Consider the following 24789-nt stretch of genomic DNA (forward strand, 5'->3'; position numbering starts at 1 on the left):
GTAAGACATCAAGAGAAGCAAGAGCGAGTAGAGCAGCAGCAATTGGCGCTGGACTAAACAAAGGCCCCCTTTTAGGGGGCTCACACAAAGCCACCTTCTTTAGAAGGTGGTAATTTACTTTATTTCTTGTTACTCATCGCTGTCACGGTGCCCCGATTGGTTTTCCGGGGAAGAAAACACAGCACCGTGCGCTTTGTGCTCAAGAAATTGGAGATTAACCTTGCTTACGGATTAGGTAGTCAAATGCGCCTAAGCTTGCTTTTGCACCTTCACCCATCGCAATGATGATCTGTTTGTAAGGAACGGTTGTTGCGTCACCCGCTGCGAACACACCTTCTAAGCTAGTATCGCCACGGCTACCGACTTCAATCTCGCCGCGCTCAGATAGGGCTACTTCTGAATCTTTTAGCCATTCTGTGTTTGGTACTAGACCGATTTGAACAAAGATACCTGATAATTCAATCTCTTTGATTTCATCTGTGTTGCGGTCTTTGTACTTCAAGCTTGTTACGCGAGTACCGTCGCCCACTACTTCTGTTGTTTGCGCCATCGTGATGATGTCTACGTTTGGTAGTGAGTTCGCTTTGTCGATAAGCACTTGGTCTGCGCGAAGTACGTCTGCGAATTCAAGAACCGTTACGTGCTCTACGATACCAGCAAGGTCGATAGCTGCTTCGATGCCTGAGTTACCACCACCGATAACTGCAGTTTTCTTGCCTTTGAACAGTGGACCGTCACAGTGTGGGCAGTACGCGACACCTTTGTTGCGGTACTCTTGCTCACCCGGAACGTTCATTTCACGCCAGCGTGCACCAGGGCTTAAGATGACACTCTTACTCTTCAGTGTTGCACCGCTTTCAAGTTGGATGTGAATCAAACCATCTTCTGTGTGTGCTGCACCCATTAGCTTCTCAGCTTGTTGCTCAGTCACGACGTCTACGTCGTATTCTTTTAGGTGTTCTGCTAGGTCAGTTGCCAGTTTTGGACCTTCAGTACGTTTTACCGAAATGAAGTTCTCAATTGCCATGGTGTCCATAACCTGACCACCAAAGCGTTTAGCAACAACACCAGTGCGAATACCTTTACGAGCAGCATAAAGAGCAGCTGCGCTACCACCAGGGCCACCGCCGACAACAAGTACATCGTATGGGTCTTTTTCGCTTAGTGCTTTCGCCGCTTTCTCGCTCGCGCCGTCATCCACTTTGTTTAGGATTTCAGTCAGAGACATACGGCCTTGACCGAATAGCTCACCGTTCACGAATACACTTGGTACTGCCATGATGTCGCGTTGTTTCACTTCATCTTGGAACAAACCACCGTCGATCATGGTTGCTTTTACTTTCGGGTTGATCGCCGCCATCATGTTGAACGCTTGAACCACGTCCGGACAGTTTTGACACGACAGTGAAATGAAGATTTCTACGTCTAGATCTTTGTCTAGTGCTGCGATTTGCTCAATCACTTCCGGTTCTAGTTTGATTGGGTGACCGCCAGAGTGAAGCAGTGCCAATACTAGAGAGGTAAATTCGTGACCCATTGGCAAGCCTGCAAAGCGTAGTGCTGTGCCTTTTGCTGGGTTAGTTACCGCCATCACTGGTTTACGTGCGCTTGCGTTGTCGTCACGTTCAACGGTGATTAGGTCGCTCATCTCTGCGATTTGGTTCGCTAGAGACAAAATGTCATTCGATGCTTTGCTTTCATCTAGACTAACCACTAAACGAACTTCTTCTTTTACATTAGCCAGATATTGTTTGAGTTGTTGTTGGATCGCTTGGTCTAACATAGTTGTTACTACCTTAATTAAATAGTTACCAATCAAAACAAGTATTTGTTCATTCTTGCTAGCTAAAATCGTTGATAACTGCGTTATAGATTTTGTAGTTAGAGTAACTAGCTATCGAAAATCTATGCCTGGTTCTAAACGATTTTTTCTACGCAATTACTGCACACCTACTTATTCAGATAGGTAATAAAAAGTGGTTACTGTAGATAAAACCTGAGGGGGAGAGAGCAAATCAGGCAGAAGGTCGTCAAGGTATCTAACCTGAAGTGCTCTCTAATTCAGTTCTAATCAGAAAAAGGAAATCGGGATCTGATTAGAACTTAAATTTCAGTGGCTTAGATTTTACCAACTAGGTCTAGTGATGGAGCTAGTGTCTCTTCACCTTCTTTCCATTTAGCTGGGCAAACTTCGCCTGGGTGTGCTGCTACGTATTGAGCTGCTTTCACTTTGCGTAGTAGGTCTTCTGCGTCACGACCGATACCTTCAGCAGTGATTTCCATTGCTTGGATAGTACCTTCTGGGTCGATTAGGAACGTAGCGCGGTCTGCAAGACCTTGACCTTCACGCATCACACCGAAGTTGTTTGTGATGTTGCCTGTTTGGTCGCCAAGCATGTAGTACTGAATCTTACCGATTGTGTCTGAGCTGTCGTGCCATGCTTTGTGAGTGAAGTGTGTATCAGTTGATACTGAGTACACTTCTACGCCACGTTTTTGTAGCTCTTCGTAGTGGTCTGCTAGGTCGCCCAGTTCTGTTGGACATACAAACGTAAAGTCTGCTGGGTAGAAGAAGAATACTGCCCATTTACCTAGAACGTCTTGTTCTGTTACTTCAACGAATTCGCCGTTTTTGTACGCTGTAGCTGCAAATGGTTTGATTTGAGTATTAATCATAATTTACTTTCCTTTGAATGTTTTAAGCTGAGCTGTTGTTGCTTTCGGAAAGTATATTCTCATCGGAGTGTGTTTAAGGAAAATCGCTTGTAGCTATCCTATTGATAGCCATTTCCTATTTCACTTGATAGGGAAATCCGATGTAAGTGAGTTTGCTTTGATAGGTTTTATTGAAGATGAACGCAGATTAGTAATAGAGAATACCGATGATGACTTTGAGTAGATCTTCTCGCTAAGATCGAAAGAGCCTACATCTCGGCAGGCTCTTTCTAATAGGAAGTGTGGAAGCGGATGCTTCTATCTTCTTAGCCCAGATTGTCGAGCACTTTGCCGCACAACTTCTTCAGCATGATCATTTCATCTAGCTCTAAGGTGATTTTACACATCATGGCGTTTGGCACTGACTTGGCTTGTTCCTTAAGATCACGACCTTGTTCTGTTAGGTTGAGTACGCGAACACGCTCATCGGTTTCACTGCGACCACGCTCTACATAGCCTTTTGCTTCTAATCGTTTAAGTAGCGGCGTAAGTGTGCCTGAGTCCAAATGCAGTTGTGACCCTAATTCTTTTACGCTGGCACCGTCTCTCTCCCACAGCACCATCATCACTAAGTACTGCGAATAAGTCAGATCAAGCTCGTCCAGCAACGGGCGGTAAGCTCGGATCACCGCATTTGCTGCACTATAAAGCGGGAAGCAAACTTGGTTTTCGAGTAAGAGTTTATCGTCGTCGGTCATGGTGTTGTCGGTGTAACACTGGCTCATTGGCGTTGCCTACCTGCTCATAGAGAAAGAGAGTCATAAAATAAATTGTGCACAATATAGTTGCAAACGATCTTTACTTCGATTTAAGATTGCAAGCAATTAAATTGTGCGCAACTTAAATTAAGAAGGACACTCGCATGACTACTCTATACAAAACTCAAGCTACCGCTTTGGCTGGTCGTAATGGTCAAGTAAAAACAGATGACGGTCTTCTCGATCTAGAGCTGTCATACCCGAAAGAAATGGGCGGCACAGGCGCAGCAACTAACCCAGAACAGCTTTTCGCAGCGGGTTATTCAGCGTGTTTTTCTAACGCGATTTTGCACGTAGCGCGTGAAGGTAAAGTAAACCTGAAAAGCGCACCCGTAACAGCGGAAGTGGGCATCGGTCCTAACGATAACGGCGGCTTTGCACTGACAGTTAGCCTAGCGGTAGAGCTAGACATGCCACAAGAACAAGCGCTAGAGCTAACGCGCATTGCACATCAAGTTTGCCCATATTCAAACGCAGTTCGTGGCAACATTGATGTGGTAGTAACGGTAAACGGCGAAGCAATTTAAGCGGTTCTTATCACTGCACAAAGACAAGAAAGCCTGCAAGTACGCAGGCTTTTTTGATTGGTATGAGTCGAGAGTACTTAACGCGACTCTAGCGGGTAAGAGCGGTAACTCCACATGCCGTAAGTACGCAGTGCATCGCGGTAGATACCAAGCAGTTCGCCATCGCTGGCTTTGGCTAAGTCTTTCAGTGGCTTGTCTGGGTAGCTCACTGTGTCAAAAGTGATGTCTTGTGGTCCAGTTTGCCAGCTTGCGATTTCAAACAAGGTTTGACCACGGCGTACGTGACTCGCTGAGCTTATGATGGTCGCGTGTTTGATGTTATGACGTGCCAATGCGTAGCTGCTGAATAGGGCGTTACCTACCGTGCTGGTGGCGTAGTTTTCTTCAATGATTCGATCTTTGCTGATGCCTTTTTCAATCAGCCAATCTGCCATTAACTTGCCTTCCGTTTTGTGGTTCTTCGGTACGCCACCCGTCAATACGATCAACGCGTCTGGGTTTGCTTTTGCAATTGCTAGCGTGGTTTCCAAACGCTCAACTAAGATCTGGTGCATAGAACCATCTGGGTTCAGCGCGTATCCCAACGTGACGATTGCGCCTTTGTCATCCAGTTTGCCTTTGTCGGCTTTCTCTTTTAGTGGCGTCGCAAGTACGCGGTCTACGGTGTCGAAGATGCGTTGGATGTCTGCGGCTTTACCTGCATTGAGCTTCGTGAGCGTCGCCATGTGTTTCGCTGATTCCGCTTGGTTGCCCTCAAAGCGTTGCCATACCGCTAAGTAAGCGTGCAAATCCACATCGTCTGGTGCGACAGAAAGGGCTTGTTCAAACAGTTCAATCGCGCGGTCTGCATTCTTGTTGTAGATCTGCGCGTTTGCTGCAGAAATCAGTAGGTCAGTACGGTACGGCTCAAGTTTGTATGCTTCTAGTAAGCGGTCGGTAACAATCTCCATGTTGCTCGGCATTTTGGCGGTAAAACCCGCATGCGAGATACGCGCAGGGGATTTGAATGCTTGTACTGCGTCGTTGAGAAGTTGGTCGACAACCTGGCGTTTAGTGACGATCTGTGAGTAATCGGCGGAAGATTGGACAGCAGCATCGTTAGCCGCGATAGAGTATGGGGCAGCAGTCAGCGCAATTACGCTACCAAGAGCAATAGCAAGTAAGTTCTTCTTCATGGAATGTCCTAGAGGTGCTGTAGTACCTAGTTTTTATTGTGCCTAGCGTTGTAGGTCGAACGGGGTCGATAGAATTTTTTCAGTCTAGGTTCGCTTCATGAATAATCTGTGAAATGAATCCCAACTCAGCCGAGCGAATGAGCGCGCGTGGTCAAAACGCGAAGTAGGATCACGAAAATATTGAGGTATTCGTTCGTGTTCTAAGTAATTGGATTAAAAGATAAACAGCGTTTGGAAGAACGAATTTAAGCAACCAGAGTAAGAAATGAAAAAGCCTGCAACGATGCAGGCTTTTGGTTTATTTGATGGCAGTGCAGAAGCTAACGTCTGCATGGTGCGTTTGTGGGTCGAAGCTGTGGTAAAGCTCAAAGCAAGGACGATCGTCGTTCTCAATACCGGATTCAATTACCTTGCTCATGACATCATCCCACGCTTTTGAGTATTGGCTCGGGTCAGTAATGTGTTGGCGCATCACCGCATATTGACCGCCGGGGAAGTCTTGCAGTTCAATACCGTTTGGCACTTCTGTATCTTCAGGCACCATCAAGCAGATGTCGGTACGACACTTCTCATCAGGGGTGATTTCTGGGTTGTCATGGTAGATGAAGATGCAGGTATTTCCTGCCAAGCCTTTCATCCCTGCCCATTGATACAAGCGGCCAGATGGCTCTTCATAACCTTGGCCGTAAGGGCCGTTTACGCGAATGTAAGCCAGTTTTGATTTTTCAAAGTTTTGCGTTTCCATTGTGCTGCTCCATGTTGTTGGTGTAGAGCCAGTATATGGATCGCTTGTTGATACTTCGTTTCCATTCTTGCGCAAGGTGTGTCCAATCTTGCTGTTTCGAGCCAGTAAGGCAAACTCTTGATAGTTATCGCAATCTCGAAATGCAGTAGGGGTCACGCCAAAATGCTGTTTGAACGCTTTCGCTAGGCTTTGGGAGCTAGAAAATCCATATTCTAGTGCGACATTTAAAACCGGTTGCTTGGATTTAAATAGCTCATCTGCCGCGGCTTCTAAACGCAGTCTGCGAATAAAATCCGCCAGCGTTTCACCTTGAACTGCTTTAAAGGTGCGATGAAAGTGATACGGTGAAAGATTGGCAAGCGCGGCGACCTCTGGCAGATTTAACGGCTCGTTAAAATGCGTTTCTAGATAGCGAATAACAGGCAATAGTCTTTTTTGGTAATCAACGCGCATTGGTTAGCTCATCCTTGCTAGGGTTGCTCAAAGCCTACCGAATTGAATCAATGTTTCAAGAGTGGGTAGTGAGAAATGCGTGATAGAAGTTGGTTGAGCTTAGAGCGCAAAAAGCCGTTAACCCCAATGTCCGGGCGAACGGCTTTTTCTTGATTGAGCGCTAAATGGCTAAGACTTAATTGCGAAGAATTAGTTGCCTTGGTTTTGGCTCTGAAGTTTCTCTTTTGCTTCTTCAACTTTAGAGAAGTCTAAGCCCAGTTCGTCGACGGCTTCTTTGATGAGCGCAGGGTTTTGCATCACTTGTGCCATCAGCATTTGTAGCTTCTCTTGTGGCAGACCTAGTTGGCTGATGGTTGCCATTGCCGCAAGCGGGTTCTGCGTCAGAGTCTGGAAGATTTCGTTGATCTGTTCATCGCTGATGTTGTTCTCTTTCAGCAAGGCGATAATTGGGTTCATCATATTTCCTTTCAATCAGTGTATGACTTGGTTGCCAGTATTTGTTCTAGCAGAATAATTGGGGCTTCCGCTCAATATTTCAATACCCTGTTAGCTCCATATAACCTGTTCCAGAATGAGAGCCCTCAATACGTACTGGGCCTTCCCAATAAGGCACGGAAAGGGGCATTTTCGCGTTCGGGTTGAGAGCAGAAACGGTAAGCTCGATTTGCTGGTTAGGAATCGACACTTGCCACTGGGTTGGATACTTTCGCCCTTGGATTTTTGATTGCTTAGTCGCCTTTAACTGAATGTCTTTTTGTGGGATAGCAATGCCAGAGCCCTCTTGGTGCATCAGCCTTGCATTGGAGTAACTGGCTGATCCGGTTTTGGAAACCCGCAATTGGAATACCACCAAACTGGTTTCGTCACTCAACCTTAGGGCAAACCAGTCCCAGCCTTGTTGTGAGTCGAGTAAGAATTGCGAGCTCCACTCTCGGTCTATCCAGCCTTTGCCCGACACTTGATGGATTTCGCCGTCGATCGTAACTTCACCGGAGACATCAATAAACGGTTGGCTGTAGTAATACGAAGCCACCTGACCATCGGCGCTTTTGGTGCTGTACCCTTGCTCGCCTTGCTTTTGATACGGTGCGCTGCTGGTCAGTTTTAGTGAGTAGCCAAACTGCTCTGAATTGGCATTTAGCGTAGCAGGGAAGAGGTCGTTGCTTGAAGAAGTCCACTGCCAATCATCGAGGTAAACCCGAAATGGTGAAGTGTCGACGCCAGCGAGAGAGGCTTGAGCGCGTGACCATTTTTCATCGGCGTAGTGTTTGTCCGCGGTCGTGACTGCGCTGTGTGCCATGTAGATTTGCTGAGTTTGCCACTCGGTTTTCTTCACGTCATCTTCGCCCGGCGGCGCAGCAGCAAAGCGAAATTGTGTCCATTGAACGCCAAGTGGGTTGCCATCTTCATCAATTAAGTTAGCGGTTAAGTACCACCATTCATGACGAAAATTCGGGTGCGCTTGATGGTCTGATGGGAAGGTCAGTTCAACCCCTTTTTCTACGGGTGTGAAAAGGTTGCTCTCGCTTTGTGTATCTCCACTGCCCAGCAACGTACCCATATTTTGCGTGCCCATATTTTTTTGTTGGGGATCTTCACATCCAAATAGGATCAAGCCGCTTATGAGCAGAGTAAGTTTGTTTGCTAATCGAACCATCACAATACCTCGCTTTGCAAACTGGACACGACAGGCTTACTGACCAATCGCCACAGCGGAATCAAGGTCGCAATCACCGCCACCAATATGGTGATCGCTGCAATACTGAGGGCATCACTCCAATTCCACAGATAATTTAAGCTCCAACCAAAAGCACGTAAGGTGACGATGTCTGTCAGTACATAACCCACCATGGCGCCGAGGGGCAGGGCAATAACCAGGGTAAAACTGACCAAAGCGACGATCTGCCCGACTACCATGGCCATTAATTTACGGCGACTAACACCAAGTGCATACAGCCTTGCAATGGCGGCTTTGCGCGCGTCGAGTAACATGAAACAAGCACTGAACAAACCAATCACGGCGACCAGCAAAGTCACACCGTTGAGCGCGCGCGTAATGGCGAAGGTCTGCGAGAAAATATCCAACGCGATGGATTTGATTTGCGTCGGATCGTAGAGCTGACTTGGATGCAGATTCAATTGTTCACGCAGTTGCTCGTAGACGATTTGTGGGTCCCCCGAGACTTTAATACCAAGGCTTGTTGGCAGGTCGGTAAAGCCACTCTCTTGCCATAACTTTGGTGCTAATAAGACTTCACCGTTGGGTGAGCCGTAATCATGGAATATCGCACCCACAAGTAGGTTCTTATTTGGAACGGCATCAAGCGTGAGCTCGCTACCCAGTGATAAACCCAGTTTGACTGCGGTTGGTTCACTGATGGCGACCAACTCACCTTGGTAAAAACGCTGCCAGAAGTTCTCCAAATGCGATTTGAACACCATGGTTTGCTCAAAGGTGTCTTTGTCTTTGGTGCCAAGCAAAATCGGTAAGCCTTTAAGGTTATCGTCGACGTAGTATTGCTTGTAGACGGTCTCAACCTTGTCGAACTGTCCTAATGCGCGCTCTACATCAGCGATTTCTCCTTGCGCAGGACTGACGTAAATATCGGCGTGCAGCCTTTGTTCTAACCACTGTTTTAGGGTGGATTCAAAACTGCCCACTAAGGTGTTCATCCCCATATTGGCAGTAACGGCGAGCAGCAGTGCCATCATGGCGAGAGAAAGCGGAGAAATCAGCTCGCGCAGCTCAGCAAACAGATACTGCATCAAACCAGAACTGGTGCGCTTTTCACACCAATTGGCTAATACGCTGAGTGTTTTGGGTAGATACAAAGGAATCGACACCACAAGCACGCCGAGCCACGCCATGGTGAAGCGGTGGTGTTCACTCAGCCATAACCCTGCGAGAGCGAGAGTTGTCAACGCAGCACCTATCAAGAACAATTGGTTTTCGTTAGAGGCTTCAGGTGCTTGATAAAATCCGCCATGAGAAGAGAGCGGCTGGCGCACTCGCTGTTTAAAATGCTGCCAACATGCCAATATGGTTGCGGCTAATGTGAGCAGCAGGGCTTGCGCCCACCATTGCCATTGCCAAGTGCCGGGCAGCAGTGTCGCACCATAAAGTTGTTCTAGAGTCAGTGCTACGGTCGGATGCAACCAATGGCTGAGCTGCATGCCCAATACAAAACCGAGGGAAGCACCGATGGTAACGAGAAGAGAGAGTTCAACTAACAGCGCAGAGAACACAATGCTCGGCGCAACACCTGCCTGTTGGATTTGTACTAACAGACGATTGCGTTTCAGCAAACTGTATTTTACGCCGTTGTAGGCAATGAACAGCCCGACTAAAAAGGCAAGTAAGCTCATTGCTGTGAGATTGAGGTGAAAGCTGTCGGTCAGCGAGCCAAGGTCTGTGCTTTGATTGTTGGAAATCCATTGTCCTTGTTCACCAATGATGCTTTGCCAATTTGCTTGCGTGTCTTTATTCCCTTTATCACCCGAATGGAAAACCGCAATGTAACTGAGCTGTCCCTGTTTGTTGAGCAGTTGCTGGGCAAAGCCAATGTCCATCAACATTCGGCTACCTAACTGCCATTCGTCAGGTAGCACCACCACTTGGGTTGGAATGTCGTCCAGAGTTAGGGTTTGTACCTCTCCTAGATTTTGATGTTGAGATTGGCTCATCATCACGATGGGCTTGCCAGCTAAAAGCTCAGGCAAAGGTAAAGCACTGTCGAACAAAGACACGTTTTGTTGGTTTTCTGATGACTTTCCGTTTGCAGAATACCGCGAACGTGATGAGATGGCGGCAATCAACTCGCTACCTTGCACTGACCAACGTCGACCTTGTTCATCTCTCACTCGCCCTTCGATTACAGGTAGCGCCGCACTGAGCCCGTTTTGTCTAAGGGTGAAATAGAGCGATTCGGGTAGATAGTTTTGCCCTGCTGGTGGAATAATTAAGTTCTGAGCTTGTGCGCTAAGCTGTTCGGTAGATTCCGCATAACTGCGCTTGGCATTAAGGTTGATGGCTTGCACCGCAACAAACAAGGTCACAGCCAGCACGATACCGATCAGAATTGCGGCGGCTTGCAGTGGCGCCTGCCGATAGTGCGCTGCAAATAGATTCAGGGCGAGTCGAGTATGAGTGAATCTGGTATTTGGTTGCTTAGCTTGCTTCATGGCGAAGCTCATGTTTGTTTACTTGATGACTGTTCTGTAGCTGACTATTATCCAATCGCCCATCTTTTAAGCGTAACGGGGTTTTCATAAACTCAGCGCATTCAGGGCTGTGGGTGACTAACAGCACTGCCGTATTGCCTTGGGTAGTGATTTCACTGAGTAGCTTCATCACTTCTAACCCCGCTTTTTGGTCGAGGTTACCTGTGGGTTCATCAGCAAGTAGCAGTTTAGGTTTGTGTGCTAAGGCGCGCGCAATAGCGACTCGTTGTTGTTGACCACCGGAAAGGGCAGAAACATGTCTATCGAGCAGTTGGCTGATGCCCAGAGTCTCGACCAAATAATCGCACCAGTCGTTCCATTTCTGTTGATTCAAATGCAGAGGGAAGGCGATGTTTTGCTGCACGTTGAGTGGCGTTAATAGGTTGAATTGCTGAAAGATAACACCGAGTTTTTGGTGTCGAAATCGGCTCCATTGTGGGTCTTTCCAAGTCGCCGTGTTATCGCCATCTAACCACAATTCACCTTCGGAAAGCGGCTCAAAGCCAGCGATGATATTGAGTAGGGTACTTTTGCCGCTACCACTGGCGCCCGTCAGCGCAACACTCGCTCCTGTGTTCAACGTAAAGTCGACGCCTTCCAACACGCGGTGTGTCTCTTTGCCATCAACAAAGCTTTTGCTGGCGTGTTTGAGTGTAACAAGTGGGCTTTCCATTTCCTCTCCGTGTATTCAAAAGGTGTCGTTTCTTTTGGCAATCGCTGTTGCAGTTCGTTCTTTAGAAACTTTAGACAACAATCAGATAAAAACAGCGATTTACATCGATTTCTTAATAACTTGTACTGAAAATAAGAGGGAAGAGATTAAATGAGGAAGGGATATGACAGGCATTAAAAAAGCCCGAGTCAAACTCGAGCTTTCAAATATATTCAGCGTGGTCAGCTTACACGTAGTACGCTTCAACTTCGCCTTTAAGCTTGATTAGCATTGGGTTACCGAAACGGTCTTTTGCTTTAGGAGAAGCAATTTTTACCCAACCTTCGCTGATGCAGTATTCTTCTACGTCAGTACGCTCTTGGCCGTTGATACGAATACCGATTTGGTGCTCGAAGCATTCTTTGATGAAGAATGGGCTACGTGGGTTACCCGCTAGGCGATCTGGTAGAGCTGGTTTAGCTGTATCTGTCATTTTGTGTGACCTTGAAGTCATTAAAAAAAGTGCGTCATTGTAGTCAGTGCAAGGCGAGTGTTCAAGGATTGTGACTGGTTTTAATGGACCGAACTGCAATAAAGCCCTGATTTTTATCTATCTCCTTTTGCTCTTTCGGTGAGCCCTTTTAAAACTAATTCAATCATTATCTTTTTATCATTTTGATTCTCTTACTAGTAAACAGTTTCTCAGGTTCTCGTTGTTTATACTATGGTTATTAGGTGCGATAAGTATTAGGAAAACAAATGGAACTTGTGATCTTAGCTATCGCTAGATTTCGAAGTGATCAAAAAGAAGCAATGAGTAAAAACTTCGTCAATTTAGCGCAGTGCTTAACTGAGAATGGACATCATGTTGTCACTGTTTCTCCAACTGAGTTTCGTTCTCATATTAAGGTTGAACAACATACCTTTCGTAATGAGAGTCGATATGAATCTCTGTTTGAGGGGCTGATGAATCTAATTTACTTATGTAGAGAGCTCAACAGGCTGCTCGAGAAAACCAACAGTGCGAAGGTTAACCTACACATTGCTACGCCTGTAGAACTATTGGTGGTTTTTTTCTTTTTAAAATCTCGATATCAAAAGCAGACGACTTTATCCATTTGGCAGTCATATTTGACCTTAGACGAGGTCCGTAATAACAAGCATTATTTTTTTCGGAATTGGTTTAAGTATTTACATTTACTTCTATTTAATTCGTTTATCAGTGCGCCTTTATACAAGCGTTTGTTAGACAATTTTTGTCAAGCGATTGTGCACAGTAACTACCAGAAATTTCAGTTATCTTCTCTGTCTCATTTGCCAGTATATTTCATTCAAAATGGGGTTTTTTCTGAGCACTTTTCGCGACCTAATCCTGCAAAGCAGACACAAAGAATGTCTTTACTTTATATCGGGCATTCTAAGCCATCAAAAGGCGTTGACGCTTTAATTGAATTGGCTGCAATACTAAAGAAGCGAGAATGTATCGATTTTGACCTAACGCTCTGTCTCAGTGGCTTCGGCGACCAAGCAAATATAGAGAAACTTGTTTCTAAACATGAGCTACATCACCAAATAGAATTTAAAGAGAGCATTGATATTTCAGTTGAGATGGCGAGTGCAGATTTGTTGGTTTTACCACTAAGGACATGTGTCGGAACGAGCCTAACACCTAACCTAATCGTGGAGGCGGTATCTTGCGGATTACCGATTGCGATTCCTGATTTCGAGCAATTATCGGATGTTATTCAATTTGGTTCTAATGCCATTGAAATTGATCTGGATGATTTAGAAGCGAGTGCAAGTGCGATAGAGAACGGTTTTAAGTTAGGTCAACTTGACCAGATGTCTAGAAATCAAATAGAGCAGTTTAAAGTTCGTTATACGTTAGAAAGTTTTGTGTCTGGCTATACGCGAACACTCGGCCTTGGGTAGGAGGGAGTATGGATAAAATTAGCTTTATCGCTCCGTGTTTTAATGAAGAGTCTGTCATCGAGGAGTATTACTCGCGTTTGTGCGAAATTGCTAAGCAATACGATCAGTATTTGTTTGAGTTTGTTGTAGTTAATGATGCTAGTGTTGATAAAAGTGCAGTAATTTTAGACAAGCTGGCTATGGCGGATGAACGATTAGTGATCGTGCATCTTGCTGCGAATGTAGGGCAGCAAACCGCTTTGTTTGCTGGAATCGAAGCTGCAACTGGAGATATTAATATTACCATTGATATTGATCTTCAAGATCCCCCAGAAGTTATTACACAGTTCTTAAAAGAGATCGATAAAGGCTTTGATATCGTCCATGCCCAACGCTTGTCGAGAAGAAATGAAACCGCTTTTAAGCTAATTAGTGCAAAATTGTTTTACCGCTTTTTATCCCTCACTTCTCCCGCTAATTTAATTGAAGATTGCGGTGATTTTCGAGCATTTACTAAGCCAGTTAGAGAGGCCATTTCATGTTACCGAGAGAAGCACAAATACTTGAGGGGTATTTTTGCCATTATCGGATTTAATCAAACCATTATTCAATATGAACGTGATGGTAGACATGCAGGAGAAACGAAGTATTCACTTACCAAGATGTTTGCTTTAGCGTCAGACGCGGTACTTAATTTTTCCCGCTTTCCTATTCAACTGATGTTTGTTATCTCAACATTGATGTGGTCACTTGGCTTGTTATATCTCACCAAAGCACTAGTAAGTAAGTTCGTTTTTGGCACAACTGTCGATGGTTGGACATCAATCATCTTTTTCCAAGTCTTTTTCTCAGGGATTTTATTGTTCTTTATTGCCTTAATCGGCTCTTACGTCGGGCGAATTTTCGAGCAAGGTCAAGACCGACCCGACTACATTATTCGTTACACAAGGAATATAAAGAGTAGCGATGAAGATAGTTAAGTTTGGTTCAGTGGGTATCATGAATACTCTGGTCAGTTACCTCGTTTTTTGTGTTCTTATTTATTTTGATGTCTATTATTTGACATCTTCTGTTTTGTCTTTTTTAGTGGGTTCTGCCTTTAGTTACATCATGAACTCAATATATACGTTTTCTGTTTGTACAAATGTAAGAAGCTTTTTTAAATTCATCACCATAACGGCAGGATCATTGTTCTTGAGTGTTTTGCTGCTTTATATCTTTAAAAGTATTGTAGGCATTCATGTTCTCATTTCGCAGATTTTGGTCGTGTTGATTCGTTTCCCAATTGTATATCTATTAATGAAACGCATCGTCTTTAATCAAGCTCATTTGTTTCAGCGCTGAAAAGAGGTGACTTATGAAAACGAATCGGCAAGAAAAACAAGATTTCTACAGTGATTCTGAAACGGTGAAAAAGTATGAAGATCTACGTTTTTCAAATGTTGGTGGACAATTTGTACATCAGTCTGAAGTGTCTTTGTTTTCACAGTTTCTTAATATCTGCTCCTTGCAAGAGTCAATTCTAGATATACCCTGTGGCACGGGAAGAATGCTTCCAACTATTACGGCGTCTGGCTTTCAACAGGTTTATGCGGCAGATTACTCTGATGAGATGCTCGCAGTTTGTTACGAGAACCCTTTGTTCCAAAAAACACATTTTTCTAAACAAGACATCTATTCAACGACATATCCAGAGCAGCAGTTTTCAGTAGTATTATCTAGTCGTTTTCTGTTTCATTGCGATGATCAAGATCGGTTGTTTTCGGAGTTTGAACGGGTAATTGCACCAGAAGGATATCTTATTTTTGATAGCCTAAGGTGGTCTCCGCGAACTTGGACCCGACTTTTTTCTGAACAGCTAGGAGGAGATGTTTACACCAATAGCACATCTAGTATTTACAAGCTGGCAGATGCACACGGTTTCGAGGTTATAGACTCTCAAGTGATCCTGCTCTTTCCTAGCTTTGTCTATAACTTTATTCCAGGCATTTTAATGCGCCCGTTGATATGGCTTGAGTCAATTTGGCCGAGTTTACTCAAAACGAAACAAGTTTGGATACTTAAGAAGCGATGAGTGAAGCAAGAGTTAGATGGCTACTTGGGATTAACTTAAGTCTGTTATTCGGTTTTTACGTTTACATCATATTCAATCTCGCGCTCGTTAATGATGATTACATGGCGCTTTATACCACATGGTTAATGAGCGTTGGGAAACGGCCGAATCTTGACTTCAATGTTGATAGCTATACTTTGCTTTTTGATTGGATGACGCCAGTTTACTTTTTCTTTGGCGAACGATTCGAGCTTATTTACGTTTTTCGTTCGTTTTTTGTTTTGTTTTTGTTGGCGATAGGTTGGCAAGTCTATGTGCTTCTTCGCCAAATATTTACAGTCAATATTGCACTCACTACATTGTTATTGCTCTTTGCCTCTTCTGCGATGGTGATGCGTGGCATTGACCTTCGTCCTGACCTCGTTATTCTTTTTCTTTGGTTACAAATAATCATTGTGTTGTATGTGTGCCCAGGAAGTGATGCTCATAAATTGTTTTGGGTGGGGTTATTATTCGGGCTTGCGATACTCTTCAAATTTAAGGCGATTTTGATTGGCGTAGTGATTGGGCTCTTCGGGCTTATTCGGCTAATTCAAAAGCGCTCCGCACGTGACTTTGTCTTGGATGTCAGTGCGCTTTTGTTAGGCATTATCTCTTGCATGGCTTTGTTTGTTGCGACCGTTGGAATCTCTTCACTTGAACTGTTTTTGTACACGACGTTTGATTTATTTCTGTATTCGACATCGCATGTTAGTGACGCAAACTCTCTGAAGGTTGATGTACTGATACAGTACTTTTTACATGATATTGTTTATTGGCTGTTTGCTCTCATAGGAGTGGGAATATGTGTCGGTAAGTGGAAAGTACTTTCGTTTAAGCAAGCTCAGTTTTTGATAGCTTTGGTTATATTAGCTGTGTTGTCGGTTTTGGCTAACCCCCACTATCATGCATATAACTTGGTCACACTTTACCCTATACTTGCGGTATTTGTTGCGTTCTCAATCCAGTACGTTGTTTCATCTACTCGGGAGTGGTCGAAAGGGACGGTCGTCACTTGTATCGTACTATTCTTGATTGTGATTGCTCGTATCCTCCACTATCCGGTACAACATAATAATCAGCACCAAGTCGCCCTACAAACATTCATAGAAAGGCACACGCAAGTTGACGACGCTGTCTTTGCCTATGAAGGAATAGGTCTTTTTCGTCCATCTACTTATCATTGGCGAACATCTGCGATCAAGATAGACAACTACTATCGGGGTCAGTATGACGTTTGGCAGGAAATTCGTGCAGTAAAGCCGATACTCATCGTCGAAAGTTATCGAATTCCTGATTGGTTATTAGAGGAGGACCGTGATGCTCTTCGGCAACACTATGTATCTATTGCTCCGTTTATTCTGACTCTTGGGTTAAAAACACAATCTAGTGTTCGAGGCGATTTATTGCGCTCGGGTTGGTACGTGCTTGAGAGTGATCGCTTGAACCGTTGCTTTATTGATGGTGTTGGTGTGTCTGTCGGAGACAAGATATGGCTCAACTCCGGAGCGTATACACTGATGTCCCAAGATGGTACTTGTACTCTTCATTGGTATTTTTCTCACCTTGGCATTGAGGCGCTCAGGCAAAGCAATCCTGAGAGTTCCCCCTATTTGTTTGGCCCTTAGCAAAAAGTTGTAGAACCTAGTTTTGTTCCCCTACAACCCCTTCAAATACTGCGCGTTGGCTGTTGGTTGAATCATGGCATTCAGCGTTTGGACGGTTTGTTCGCTGTGTTCTTCAAGTAGAGCTAAGAACGCGTCAATCAACTCAGGTTTGCTTGCTGAGACTTTCGTTTCGGTCTGGATATCACGCAAATCGATCAACACATCGGTAAATAATTGAGGCAGATCGTGCAGCACTTGCAGGTTTAAGACGTTGTGTTCGCTGTAGATCGAATTGTGGCTGCCTTTCTGCTTTTGCACCACGTAAGGATTGTCTTTTAAGTTGATGATAGACGTGCGTTTATCACAGCGTTTCAAACAACCTTTGTTGACCTTCACCTTACGGCATCCTTCGGTTTGTTGGAACAAACATTGGCGGCTCGTGAGTAGGGTATTTGGATGATAAATGCTGTAGAAGCTGCGCATGTTTTTCGGACGCTTTATGTGACGCATCTGCTTCATATTCAGCTCGTTAGAAACAAACGCGCCACTTGCCGCGAACTCGTCTTGAAGGCATTTAAACGCGTATGAGTTCACCGTGTTCAGTTGTGGGCCTGCCACCCAGCCTAAGCCGAGCTCTTTTGCGATCATGCCGACGCCTGAGTTGTTGGTGATCAACAACTCAGGTTGGATGGTTTCCAAAAATACGCGCACGGCGTGATAGTCTTCGCCAATCAAAATGGCTGGGAACCAAGGTTTGAGCATTGGATTGGCTTGGAACAACTCAATCATCGCGTTCAGTTCACCAGACAATCCCATTGGCAGTTGATAGTAAACATCAATGTCGCGGTATTCGCACAGCATGGCTTCCTGTGCTGACGAGATCAGAACCGATAATTTTGGCGCACCTTGGCGAGGTTCTGGTTGAGGTAACGTTGGCAGAGTTGGCACATCAATCGATCCTTTCAAGCTGCTGCCGGATACTTGTGTCGAAGTGACATCGAACGACTTAGTTTGCTCTGCCACTTTCTCAATGATCGCGGTTTTGTCGTCGTAGAGTTTCTTTTTCACCGCTTGCACATCATCAGCAGACTGGCATTGATAAACCTTCGAAAAATGCTTTACAGCGTGGTCGCGCGGGTTGTCGATGTACATCGCCTTGCCGAAATCGCCTTGCAAAAATGCGTTGGAGAAATCACGGTTGAACACCGTGTATAACTCTGTGGTGTCTTCAGAGAGTTCCAAACCTTCGCACAAGCGATCGATTTGCTGACGCCAATTGTCGACCACGGTATAGACGTAGTGCGATTTCTTGATTCGTCCTTCCACTTTTAAGGAATACACGCCAGCATCGGCAAGCGCTTTCAAGTCCCCAAAGGCGGAGTTGTCTTTCATATTGAATGGGTAGTTGTTGCCTGTTTTGGTCGTTTCGTACTGTTCGCGACAAGGTTGGCTACAGCGTCCACGGTTACCTGATGCGCCATTGCGAGCTGAACTGATGTAGCAAATTCCGGAGAATCCGATGCAGTATGAGCCGTGGACAAACACTTCCATCATTACGTTGTGCTCGCGACCAAATTGCGCCAGATGTTTTATCTCACTGATGTTAAGTTCGCGAGATAAGTTTACTCGGCTTGCGGTGAGCTGGTTGAGAAAGAGGATCTGACCTTCGTTATGCGTGTTCAGTTGCGTTGAAGCGTGCACATCCAAATCGGGAAAGTGATGTTTGAGAATGTAGGCCAGACCGAGATCTTGTACGATCACGCCATCGATTTTGGTGGTGTTCAGTTGGCTGAGTAAGCGAACAATCGCTGGAATTTCACTTTCTAAAATCAGCACATTCAACGTTAGGAAAATCTTACAGCTGTGCTGATGGGCTAACGTTAACACGCCATTTAAGTTATCTAAGGTGAGGTTGGTCGCTCGGTTACGAGCATTGAAGCGGTCGAGCCCACAGTAAATTGCATCGGCGCCAGCGGCAATGGCGGCTTTGATGGAATCTAAATCACCACCGGGTGCTAATAACTCAAATTGATCGCGTGTCACTACTTTTCTCTTTCTTACTAAAATAGGCTGCAAATGTTACGTATTTCACGCTTTTGATGCTCGGCTAGTTAATGCTTTATTAATCTGAATCAATTAATCCGTGTTACACGGTCGACTCTTGAGTGGGTAGAGTGCAATTCGCGATAGCGGAATCTGACTTCTATAGTTTTCCTATACTTGGTTTTTCTATATCTAGTTTTCGACTCAGAGAGAGGAAGGGACGACAAATGAAAAAAGTAATCATTGGGTTGGTCGTGGCGTTGACGTCATTGAGTGCATTGGCTGGGGAGGGTGTGGTAACCGTTGCGAGCACGCATTCAGCAAAAAATACGGCGGATAAATTTGTCGCTATCGCGCAAGAAAAAGGGTTGAACGTCTTTGCGCGCATTAACCATCAAGAGAATGCCACGAAAGTCGATATGACGTTGCGACCAACCGAAGTTATCGTGTTTGGAAACCCTAAAGTAGGCACGCCACTGATGATCTGTGCGCAGGAAGTGGCGCTCGATTTACCCCAAAAAGTGTTGGTGTATGAAGATGATGAAGGCAAAACGTGGTTAGCTTATAACGATCCTATGTATTTAAAGCAGCGCCATCATATTGAAGGCTGTGACGAGGCATTGAACAAAATCAGCGGCGTGCTGGGCAATTTAACCAACGCGGCGGCGAAGTAGGGCTGGTTATTGGCTTCGCTTTTTTTACTCCGAAAACGAAAAAGCCAACCTCACAAGGAGGTTGGCAAATCTTACCTAGATTGGGGGAGGTAAGATCAGGAGGTGGCGAGTACGCTGTGCACTTCTGACTTAATTGAGTCAGACTGCGTACCAAAAATCGCTTGTAAACTGTCGCCAATCACTAAAACATCTCGCGCGCCGAGTGCTTTTAGCTTAGCAACATCAACGTTGGCAATGTCTTTCACCGAGACACGCAGACGGGTGATACACGCATCGACTGACTTGATATTGGCTTTGCCGCCCAATGCAGCGACTACATCCACCGCAATTTCATCAGGTTGTCCGGCAATCTTCACTTCTGCAATGTCGGTTTCACGGCCCGGCGTTTTCAGATCCAACTTCACAATTAGGAAGCGGAACAAGCCGTAGTACAGCGTCGCCCAGATTGGACCGATGATGATGAACATCCACGCGTTGCTCGACATTGGGTAGTAAAGGAAGAACTGGATCGCGCCGTGCGCAAAGTCAGTACTGTGTTTGATTTCCAAAAATGCGGTGATCGCAAACGCAATACCAGTTAGGAAAATATGGATTACGTACAGCACTGGCGCGACGAATAGGAAGGTAAATTCGATTGGCTCTGTGATACCAGTTAACCAAGAGGTCAACGCCGCAGACATCATCAAACCGCCGACGATTTTCTTACGCTCAGGAGACGCGCAGTGGTAAATCGCCAGTGCCGCTGCTGGTAGCGCCCACATGGAGTACATAAAGCCACCAGACAGATAACCTGCGGTTTTATCGCCTGCGAAGAAGCGAGTGAGCTCACCGGTAAACTCTTTGCCTGTTTCTGGGTCTACATAGCTGCCGACTTCGAAGAAGAACGGCGCATTCCAGATGTGGTGCAAACCAACCGGGAGTAATGAACGTTCGCCTGCGCCGTAAACCGCCCACGCGAGAACAGGGTTTTGGTACGCTGCCCAATGAGAAAATGCATCAAGAAGTTGTCCGACAGGTGGCCATGCAAACGCGAGAATCGCACCAACGACGATCGCCGATAGACCGGTGACAATGGGCACAAATCGCTTACCCGCGAAGAAGCCCAAATATTCCGGCAGTTTGATGTTGTAGAAGCGGTTGTACATGATTGCCGCCACCGCACCGATAAAGATGCCGCCAAACACCCCGGTTTGCAGCGTCTCAACGCCCATGATCGTGGCGTCAGTTTCTAGGCCGCGCAGGCCAGTCACGATACCGAGCGATGCGTTCATAATAATTAGGCCAACTAAGCCTGCGAGCGCAGCCGCACCGTCATTGCCTTTTGATAACCCGAGCGCCACACCGACCGCAAACATCAACTGCATGTTGCCGAACACGCCTTCACCGGCGGCGAGCATCACTTTGTTGACCGCGTCTGGAATAAACGCAAAACCCGCGTTACCAATACCCAGCATCAAGCCAGCCACTGGTAACACCGCCACAGGCAGCATCAACGACCGCCCTATTTTTTGTAGTTGTCCAAATATACTTGCAAACATGGTTTCCTCCTGACGAATGCCAGTGTTGTAGGACCTGATTCCTTCAGGTCATGTTGTTTCACGTAAGGTCAGGATGATCATAGCGAGCAAGGCGGCGCCTAAGGTTACAAAAGGCAATCAGTTTGTAAGTGGCCGCTTACAAATCTCTTACACTGAGAAGTGAAAATTGTAATCGGCTCGATTGTGCATGGGCGTTTAAGAATGCATCATATTGGCCAGCGCTAAGCACAGGCACAGGGAAAGTAGGATGGAAAACAAGCAGATACTGGTCGTCGATGACAACCTCGACCTTCGCGAAGCGTTGTCAGATTACCTTGGCCGCGCAGGGTTTGAAGTGCTTTGCGCGGAAAACGGCGGCGTGATGTGGCAACTGCTCAACGATCACCATCCTGATTTAATCATCCTCGATATTATGATGCCCGGTGAAGACGGCTTTACCCTGTGCCAGAAACTGCGCAAAAATTCCGATATCCCGATCATCATGCTGACCGCCGTCACTGAAGAAGCCGACCGAGTCGCAGGGCTAGAAATGGGCGCTGACGACTACATCACCAAATCATTCAGTCCGCGTGAACTGCTCGCGCGCATCAAAACGATTCTGAGACGCAGCCAATCGACCGCCAATAGCAAACTGACGCGTAAAGTGCGTTTTGACGATTGGTTATTAGATACCGTAACCCGGCAACTGACCCACGTTGCTAGCCGCGAGGTTAAGCAACTGAGTGGCGCGGATTTGTCGCTGCTCGGTTTGTTCGTCAACCACGCACAATCGATCTTGTCGCGCGATGATATTGCGCGTGAGATCTGGGGACGCGATGCCGACCCGTTTGAACGCGGCATTGACGTGCAGATCAGCCGCTTGCGTCATCACCTTGAAGATAAAGACCGCTCGCTGATCCTAACGGTGCGTAACAAAGGCTACATGCTAACCACGGACGTGCATTATGAGAATTAAACGCTGGACGGGATCACTGGTCGTTCGCACCAGTGTGTTCCTGTTGCTGGTGATCATTTTGGCGCAGGTATTATCCGGAATTATCTGGTATCAACACGCCAGCGAACGCGATAAAGAAGGCCTGACCACCACGGTCAAAAGTTTAGCACTGAGCGCTTCTTCCACCATCGCTTTCTTTCAAACCCTCCCTTCTGAATATCGCCACTTGGTGCTCAATCAACTACGCAATATGGGCGGCACGCGCTTTTTCGTCTCACTCAACAACCACCAGATTGACGTCGACCCGCTGCCAGAAAGCGAACGCAAAACGTTGGTCATCAACCAAGTTCGCGAGGTATTAGAAAGCGAGTTGAGCGGCATTCCTAATATCGAGGTGGAGTTCACCCAGCGCGACAAACTCAAAGTGTTCAACAACGAGCTACCTATTGATGAACTGCCACTATTGTGGGCGCATTATTCGCTTTCGTTTGGTGACCTCAATCCACCCATTCTGGTGATGCAGGTCGAAGTCGCGCAGAACGAATGGTTTTATCTCGCGGCGGTGCTACCCGCGCCTTACATCAACCTAGAGACTAACTATTTTGAGCTGCGCCAATGGCTGACGCTATTGGTGTCCGCGCTAATGCTGTTGCTGTGTACCTGGTTTATCGTTCGCAAAGAAATTCAACCAATTCGAGAGCTGGCAAAAGCCGCAACCCTGATGTCGAGCCGACTAGACGTGCCCGAAGTCTCTGAGCGAGGCAGTAACGAACTGAAAGCGGCGGTACGTGCGTTTAACAAGATGAATCGACGCATCGACAGCCACATTAAAGACCGCGAGATGCTGTTCAGTGCCATTTCCCACGATCTGAAAACGCCAATTGCCTGCCTAAAACTGCGGGCGGAAATGCTAGATAACGACGCCGACCGAGAACGCTTTATCCGCCTGAGTAACGACCTAGATTTGATGGTCAAAGGCGCATTGCAATGCATTAAAGAGACCGATATCCACGAGGAAATCGAGCCGATCAATTTCACCCAACTGATTCAGCACATTTCCTCCAATATCGCCGATGCGCCGGACAAGATTCGTATTCATGGCGAAATCCGCACCCACTTTGCTGGTAAACCGTTAGCGATTAAGCGCTGTATTCAGAACCTGGTCGATAACGCGCTCAAATACGGCCATCAAGCGGACATTACGCTGAGTGAAAGCCCAGAGTCGATCCAGATTGACATTGAAGATCACGGTGACGGTGTGGACGATTTATTACTTGAAAAGCTCTGCCAGCCATACTTCCGCGCTAGCAACGATAGAGAAGGCAGTGGGCTAGGGTTAACCATTTCACAGAGTATTGCAAAGGCTCATGGCGGCAACTTGTTGCTGAGCCATTCTCAGTTTGGCGGCCTCTGCGCCACACTGACTTTCCCGAGAGACTGACTATGAACAAACTGGCATTCTTGTTCCCACTGTTGCTCGCCCCTTGCGTCGCTCACGCTGAATCGCCACAAGGGGTAGAGTTTTTACATTGGTGGACTTCTGACGGCGAGCAGCAAGCGCTGCAAACACTTAAAGCTCAGCTAAAACAGCACGATATAGAGCTGCTGCAAAGCCCAGTGTTAGGCGGTGGTGGCGACAGCGCGATGACGGTACTGCAAGCTCGCGCGCTGGCGGGCAATCCACCGAGCTTCGCGCAAATCGAAGGGCCAAGTATTAAAGCGTGGGATGCCATCGGTATTTTGCACAACGTTAACGCGGTTGCCGATGAGCAGCGCTGGGACGAGGTGCTCTACCCGCTATCTATTGAAATCAACAAAACACAAAACGGCTATATCGCCCTGCCACTTACGCTGCACCGTTTGAACTGGCTGTGGGTCAACCACAAGCTGCTTAAACAACTGAATCTTTCCGCGCCGAAAAATTGGCAAGAAATGTTCGCCGCCATGGAGCTTGCGAAGCAAAATGGCATCGTGCCAATCGCGGTCGGTGAGCAGCCGTGGCAAGTCGCCCAACTTTTCGAGAACTTAGTGATCTCCACTGGCGGCGTTGAGTTCTACACCAATGCAATGGTTAAACTTGAGCGAGACAGCATCGACAGTGATACCCTGCGCCAAGCGTTGACGCAATTTCGCCGCCTCAGTTTGTTGATCGACAACCAATTACCCGACAGTAAGTGGGATACGGCGACACAAGCGCTAGCCGACGGTCAAGCGCTGTTTCAAATCGGTGGAGATTGGATTTTAGGTGAGCTGCTCGCCAATCAAGTCTCAGTCCCGCAAGAGGTCGGCTGTTACCCAACGCCTGACAGCGATGGTGTATTCCTCTACAACATGGACAGCTTGGTGTTTATGTCGAGCAAGTCGTTTTCTGCCGAGGCGGCTCAGCAAACCGCAAGCGCGCTGGCAGATGTCGAGTTTCAAGCTAAGTTCAATAAGGTAAAAGGCTCGATTCCGGTACGTACCGATATCGACATCAGCGATTTTAATCCGTGTCAGGTCCAGTCATATCAAGACTTTCACTACGGCGTTAAACACAACCTCGCTGTGCCGAGTATGATTGATTCGATGGCGGTCAATCCGGTTGCCCAGCAAGCGATAAACTCGGAAATCTTCCGTTTTTACCGCAATCCCAAGATGGAACCCGACGAGCTGATAAAACGCATTATTGCTATTTCGCAAAGCGGTTAATGGCAATAAATTTGTGCCGAGATGGAATAAAAAAGCCCCAATGATTGGGGCTTGAA

Annotated in this window: 22 protein-coding genes; 10 read left to right on the forward strand and 12 right to left on the reverse strand. The window is 46.4% G+C overall.

Features of this window, described 5'->3' with window-relative positions; translation table 11 throughout:
- Positions 1–214 precede the first annotated feature (214 nt).
- The 3 genes from ahpF to NL626_RS16345 form a co-directional block, all read right to left on the reverse strand.
- Positions 215–1783: an alkyl hydroperoxide reductase subunit F gene (gene ahpF, locus NL626_RS16335; protein ID WP_005374617.1), complete on the reverse strand. Its 1569-nt coding sequence runs from the start codon at positions 1781–1783 to the stop codon at positions 215–217.
- 335 nt (positions 1784–2118) lie between these two features.
- A complete protein-coding gene (ahpC, locus tag NL626_RS16340) occupies positions 2119–2676 on the reverse strand; it encodes an alkyl hydroperoxide reductase subunit C (protein ID WP_005374632.1) in 558 nt (185 codons plus the stop codon).
- Between the two features lie 305 nt (positions 2677–2981).
- Positions 2982–3440, reverse strand: coding sequence for a MarR family winged helix-turn-helix transcriptional regulator (locus tag NL626_RS16345; protein WP_253657535.1), 459 nt, complete (start codon positions 3438–3440; stop codon positions 2982–2984).
- 137 nt (positions 3441–3577) lie between these two features.
- Here NL626_RS16345 and NL626_RS16350 point away from each other — a divergent pair, with 137 nt between their 5' ends.
- Positions 3578–4000 (forward strand): organic hydroperoxide resistance protein, encoded by a 423-nt coding sequence (locus NL626_RS16350; RefSeq protein ID WP_064369558.1) that lies wholly within the window; start codon positions 3578–3580, stop codon positions 3998–4000.
- Between the two features lie 77 nt (positions 4001–4077).
- Here the strand turns inward: NL626_RS16350 and NL626_RS16355 are convergent, their stop codons facing one another.
- The 7 genes from NL626_RS16355 to NL626_RS16385 form a co-directional block, all read right to left on the reverse strand.
- On the reverse strand, positions 4078–5175 hold the full coding sequence (locus tag NL626_RS16355; RefSeq protein WP_213964022.1) for an ElyC/SanA/YdcF family protein: 1098 nt from the start codon (positions 5173–5175) through the stop codon (positions 4078–4080).
- Between the two features lie 298 nt (positions 5176–5473).
- Positions 5474–6373, reverse strand: a complete 900-nt coding sequence (locus tag NL626_RS16360; protein ID WP_213964023.1) for a GyrI-like domain-containing protein — start codon at positions 6371–6373, stop codon at positions 5474–5476.
- Positions 6374–6562: 189 nt separating this feature from the next.
- Positions 6563–6829, reverse strand: a complete 267-nt coding sequence (locus NL626_RS16365) for a DUF2999 family protein (RefSeq protein ID WP_038135740.1) — start codon at positions 6827–6829, stop codon at positions 6563–6565.
- Between the two features lie 79 nt (positions 6830–6908).
- Positions 6909–8030 (reverse strand): lipocalin-like domain-containing protein, encoded by a 1122-nt coding sequence (locus tag NL626_RS16370; protein WP_253657536.1) that lies wholly within the window; start codon positions 8028–8030, stop codon positions 6909–6911.
- Positions 8030–10555 (reverse strand): ABC transporter permease, encoded by a 2526-nt coding sequence (locus NL626_RS16375; protein WP_253657537.1) that lies wholly within the window; start codon positions 10553–10555, stop codon positions 8030–8032. The genes NL626_RS16370 and NL626_RS16375 overlap by 1 nt, the downstream gene beginning before the upstream one ends.
- Positions 10542–11267, reverse strand: a complete 726-nt coding sequence (locus NL626_RS16380) for an ABC transporter ATP-binding protein (protein ID WP_213964025.1) — start codon at positions 11265–11267, stop codon at positions 10542–10544. Before NL626_RS16380 ends, NL626_RS16375 begins: the two co-directional genes overlap by 14 nt.
- Positions 11268–11493: 226 nt before the next feature.
- Entirely contained in the window at positions 11494–11739 is a 246-nt protein-coding gene (locus NL626_RS16385) for a DUF3297 family protein (protein ID WP_005374689.1), read from the reverse strand.
- Between the two features lie 266 nt (positions 11740–12005).
- Between NL626_RS16385 and NL626_RS16390 the strand changes: the two genes are divergently transcribed.
- Genes NL626_RS16390 through NL626_RS16410 form a run of 5 tightly spaced genes read left to right on the forward strand, consistent with a single transcriptional unit; the run spans position 12006 to position 16877 of the window.
- Complete coding sequence (locus NL626_RS16390) at positions 12006–13178, forward strand: glycosyltransferase (RefSeq protein WP_250155371.1); 1173 nt, start codon at positions 12006–12008, stop codon at positions 13176–13178.
- Positions 13179–13186: 8 nt separating this feature from the next.
- A complete protein-coding gene (locus NL626_RS16395; RefSeq protein WP_005383496.1) occupies positions 13187–14137 on the forward strand; it encodes a glycosyltransferase family 2 protein in 951 nt (316 codons plus the stop codon).
- A complete protein-coding gene (locus tag NL626_RS16400; protein WP_130545677.1) occupies positions 14124–14501 on the forward strand; it encodes a GtrA family protein in 378 nt (125 codons plus the stop codon). The genes NL626_RS16395 and NL626_RS16400 overlap by 14 nt, the downstream gene beginning before the upstream one ends.
- 13 nt (positions 14502–14514) lie before the next feature.
- Entirely contained in the window at positions 14515–15231 is a 717-nt protein-coding gene (locus NL626_RS16405; protein WP_137282957.1) for a class I SAM-dependent methyltransferase, read from the forward strand.
- Positions 15228–16877 carry a glycosyltransferase family 39 protein gene (locus NL626_RS16410; protein ID WP_253657538.1) on the forward strand — a complete coding sequence of 550 codons (1650 nt, stop codon included), beginning with the start codon at positions 15228–15230 and terminating at the stop codon, positions 16875–16877. The genes NL626_RS16405 and NL626_RS16410 overlap by 4 nt, the downstream gene beginning before the upstream one ends.
- A 30-nt stretch (positions 16878–16907) precedes the next feature.
- Here NL626_RS16410 and NL626_RS16415 read toward each other — a convergent pair whose 3' ends face one another.
- Positions 16908–18899, reverse strand: coding sequence for a U32 family peptidase (locus NL626_RS16415; protein ID WP_253657539.1), 1992 nt, complete (start codon positions 18897–18899; stop codon positions 16908–16910).
- A 227-nt stretch (positions 18900–19126) separates the two neighbouring features.
- Here NL626_RS16415 and NL626_RS16420 point away from each other — a divergent pair, with 227 nt between their 5' ends.
- On the forward strand, positions 19127–19573 hold the full coding sequence (locus tag NL626_RS16420; protein WP_025551121.1) for a DUF302 domain-containing protein: 447 nt from the start codon (positions 19127–19129) through the stop codon (positions 19571–19573).
- 95 nt (positions 19574–19668) lie between these two features.
- Here NL626_RS16420 and ptsG read toward each other — a convergent pair whose 3' ends face one another.
- Complete coding sequence (gene ptsG / locus NL626_RS16425) at positions 19669–21111, reverse strand: glucose-specific PTS transporter subunit IIBC (RefSeq protein WP_017447155.1); 1443 nt, start codon at positions 21109–21111, stop codon at positions 19669–19671.
- 247 nt (positions 21112–21358) lie between these two features.
- Between ptsG and NL626_RS16430 the strand changes: the two genes are divergently transcribed.
- The 3 genes from NL626_RS16430 to NL626_RS16440 are packed head-to-tail and all read left to right on the forward strand — an operon-like array spanning position 21359 to position 24733.
- Positions 21359–22066 (forward strand): response regulator, encoded by a 708-nt coding sequence (locus NL626_RS16430; protein ID WP_005383484.1) that lies wholly within the window; start codon positions 21359–21361, stop codon positions 22064–22066.
- Positions 22056–23486, forward strand: coding sequence for an ATP-binding protein (locus NL626_RS16435; protein ID WP_253657540.1), 1431 nt, complete (start codon positions 22056–22058; stop codon positions 23484–23486). Before NL626_RS16430 ends, NL626_RS16435 begins: the two co-directional genes overlap by 11 nt.
- A gap of 2 nt (positions 23487–23488) precedes the next feature.
- Positions 23489–24733 (forward strand): ABC transporter substrate-binding protein, encoded by a 1245-nt coding sequence (locus NL626_RS16440; protein ID WP_025553455.1) that lies wholly within the window; start codon positions 23489–23491, stop codon positions 24731–24733.
- The last annotated feature ends 56 nt before the right edge of the window (positions 24734–24789 follow it).

This window comes from Vibrio sp. Y58_MX_L22, assembly GCF_024181865.1.
Classification (GTDB): Bacteria; Pseudomonadota; Gammaproteobacteria; order Enterobacterales; family Vibrionaceae; genus Vibrio; species Vibrio alginolyticus.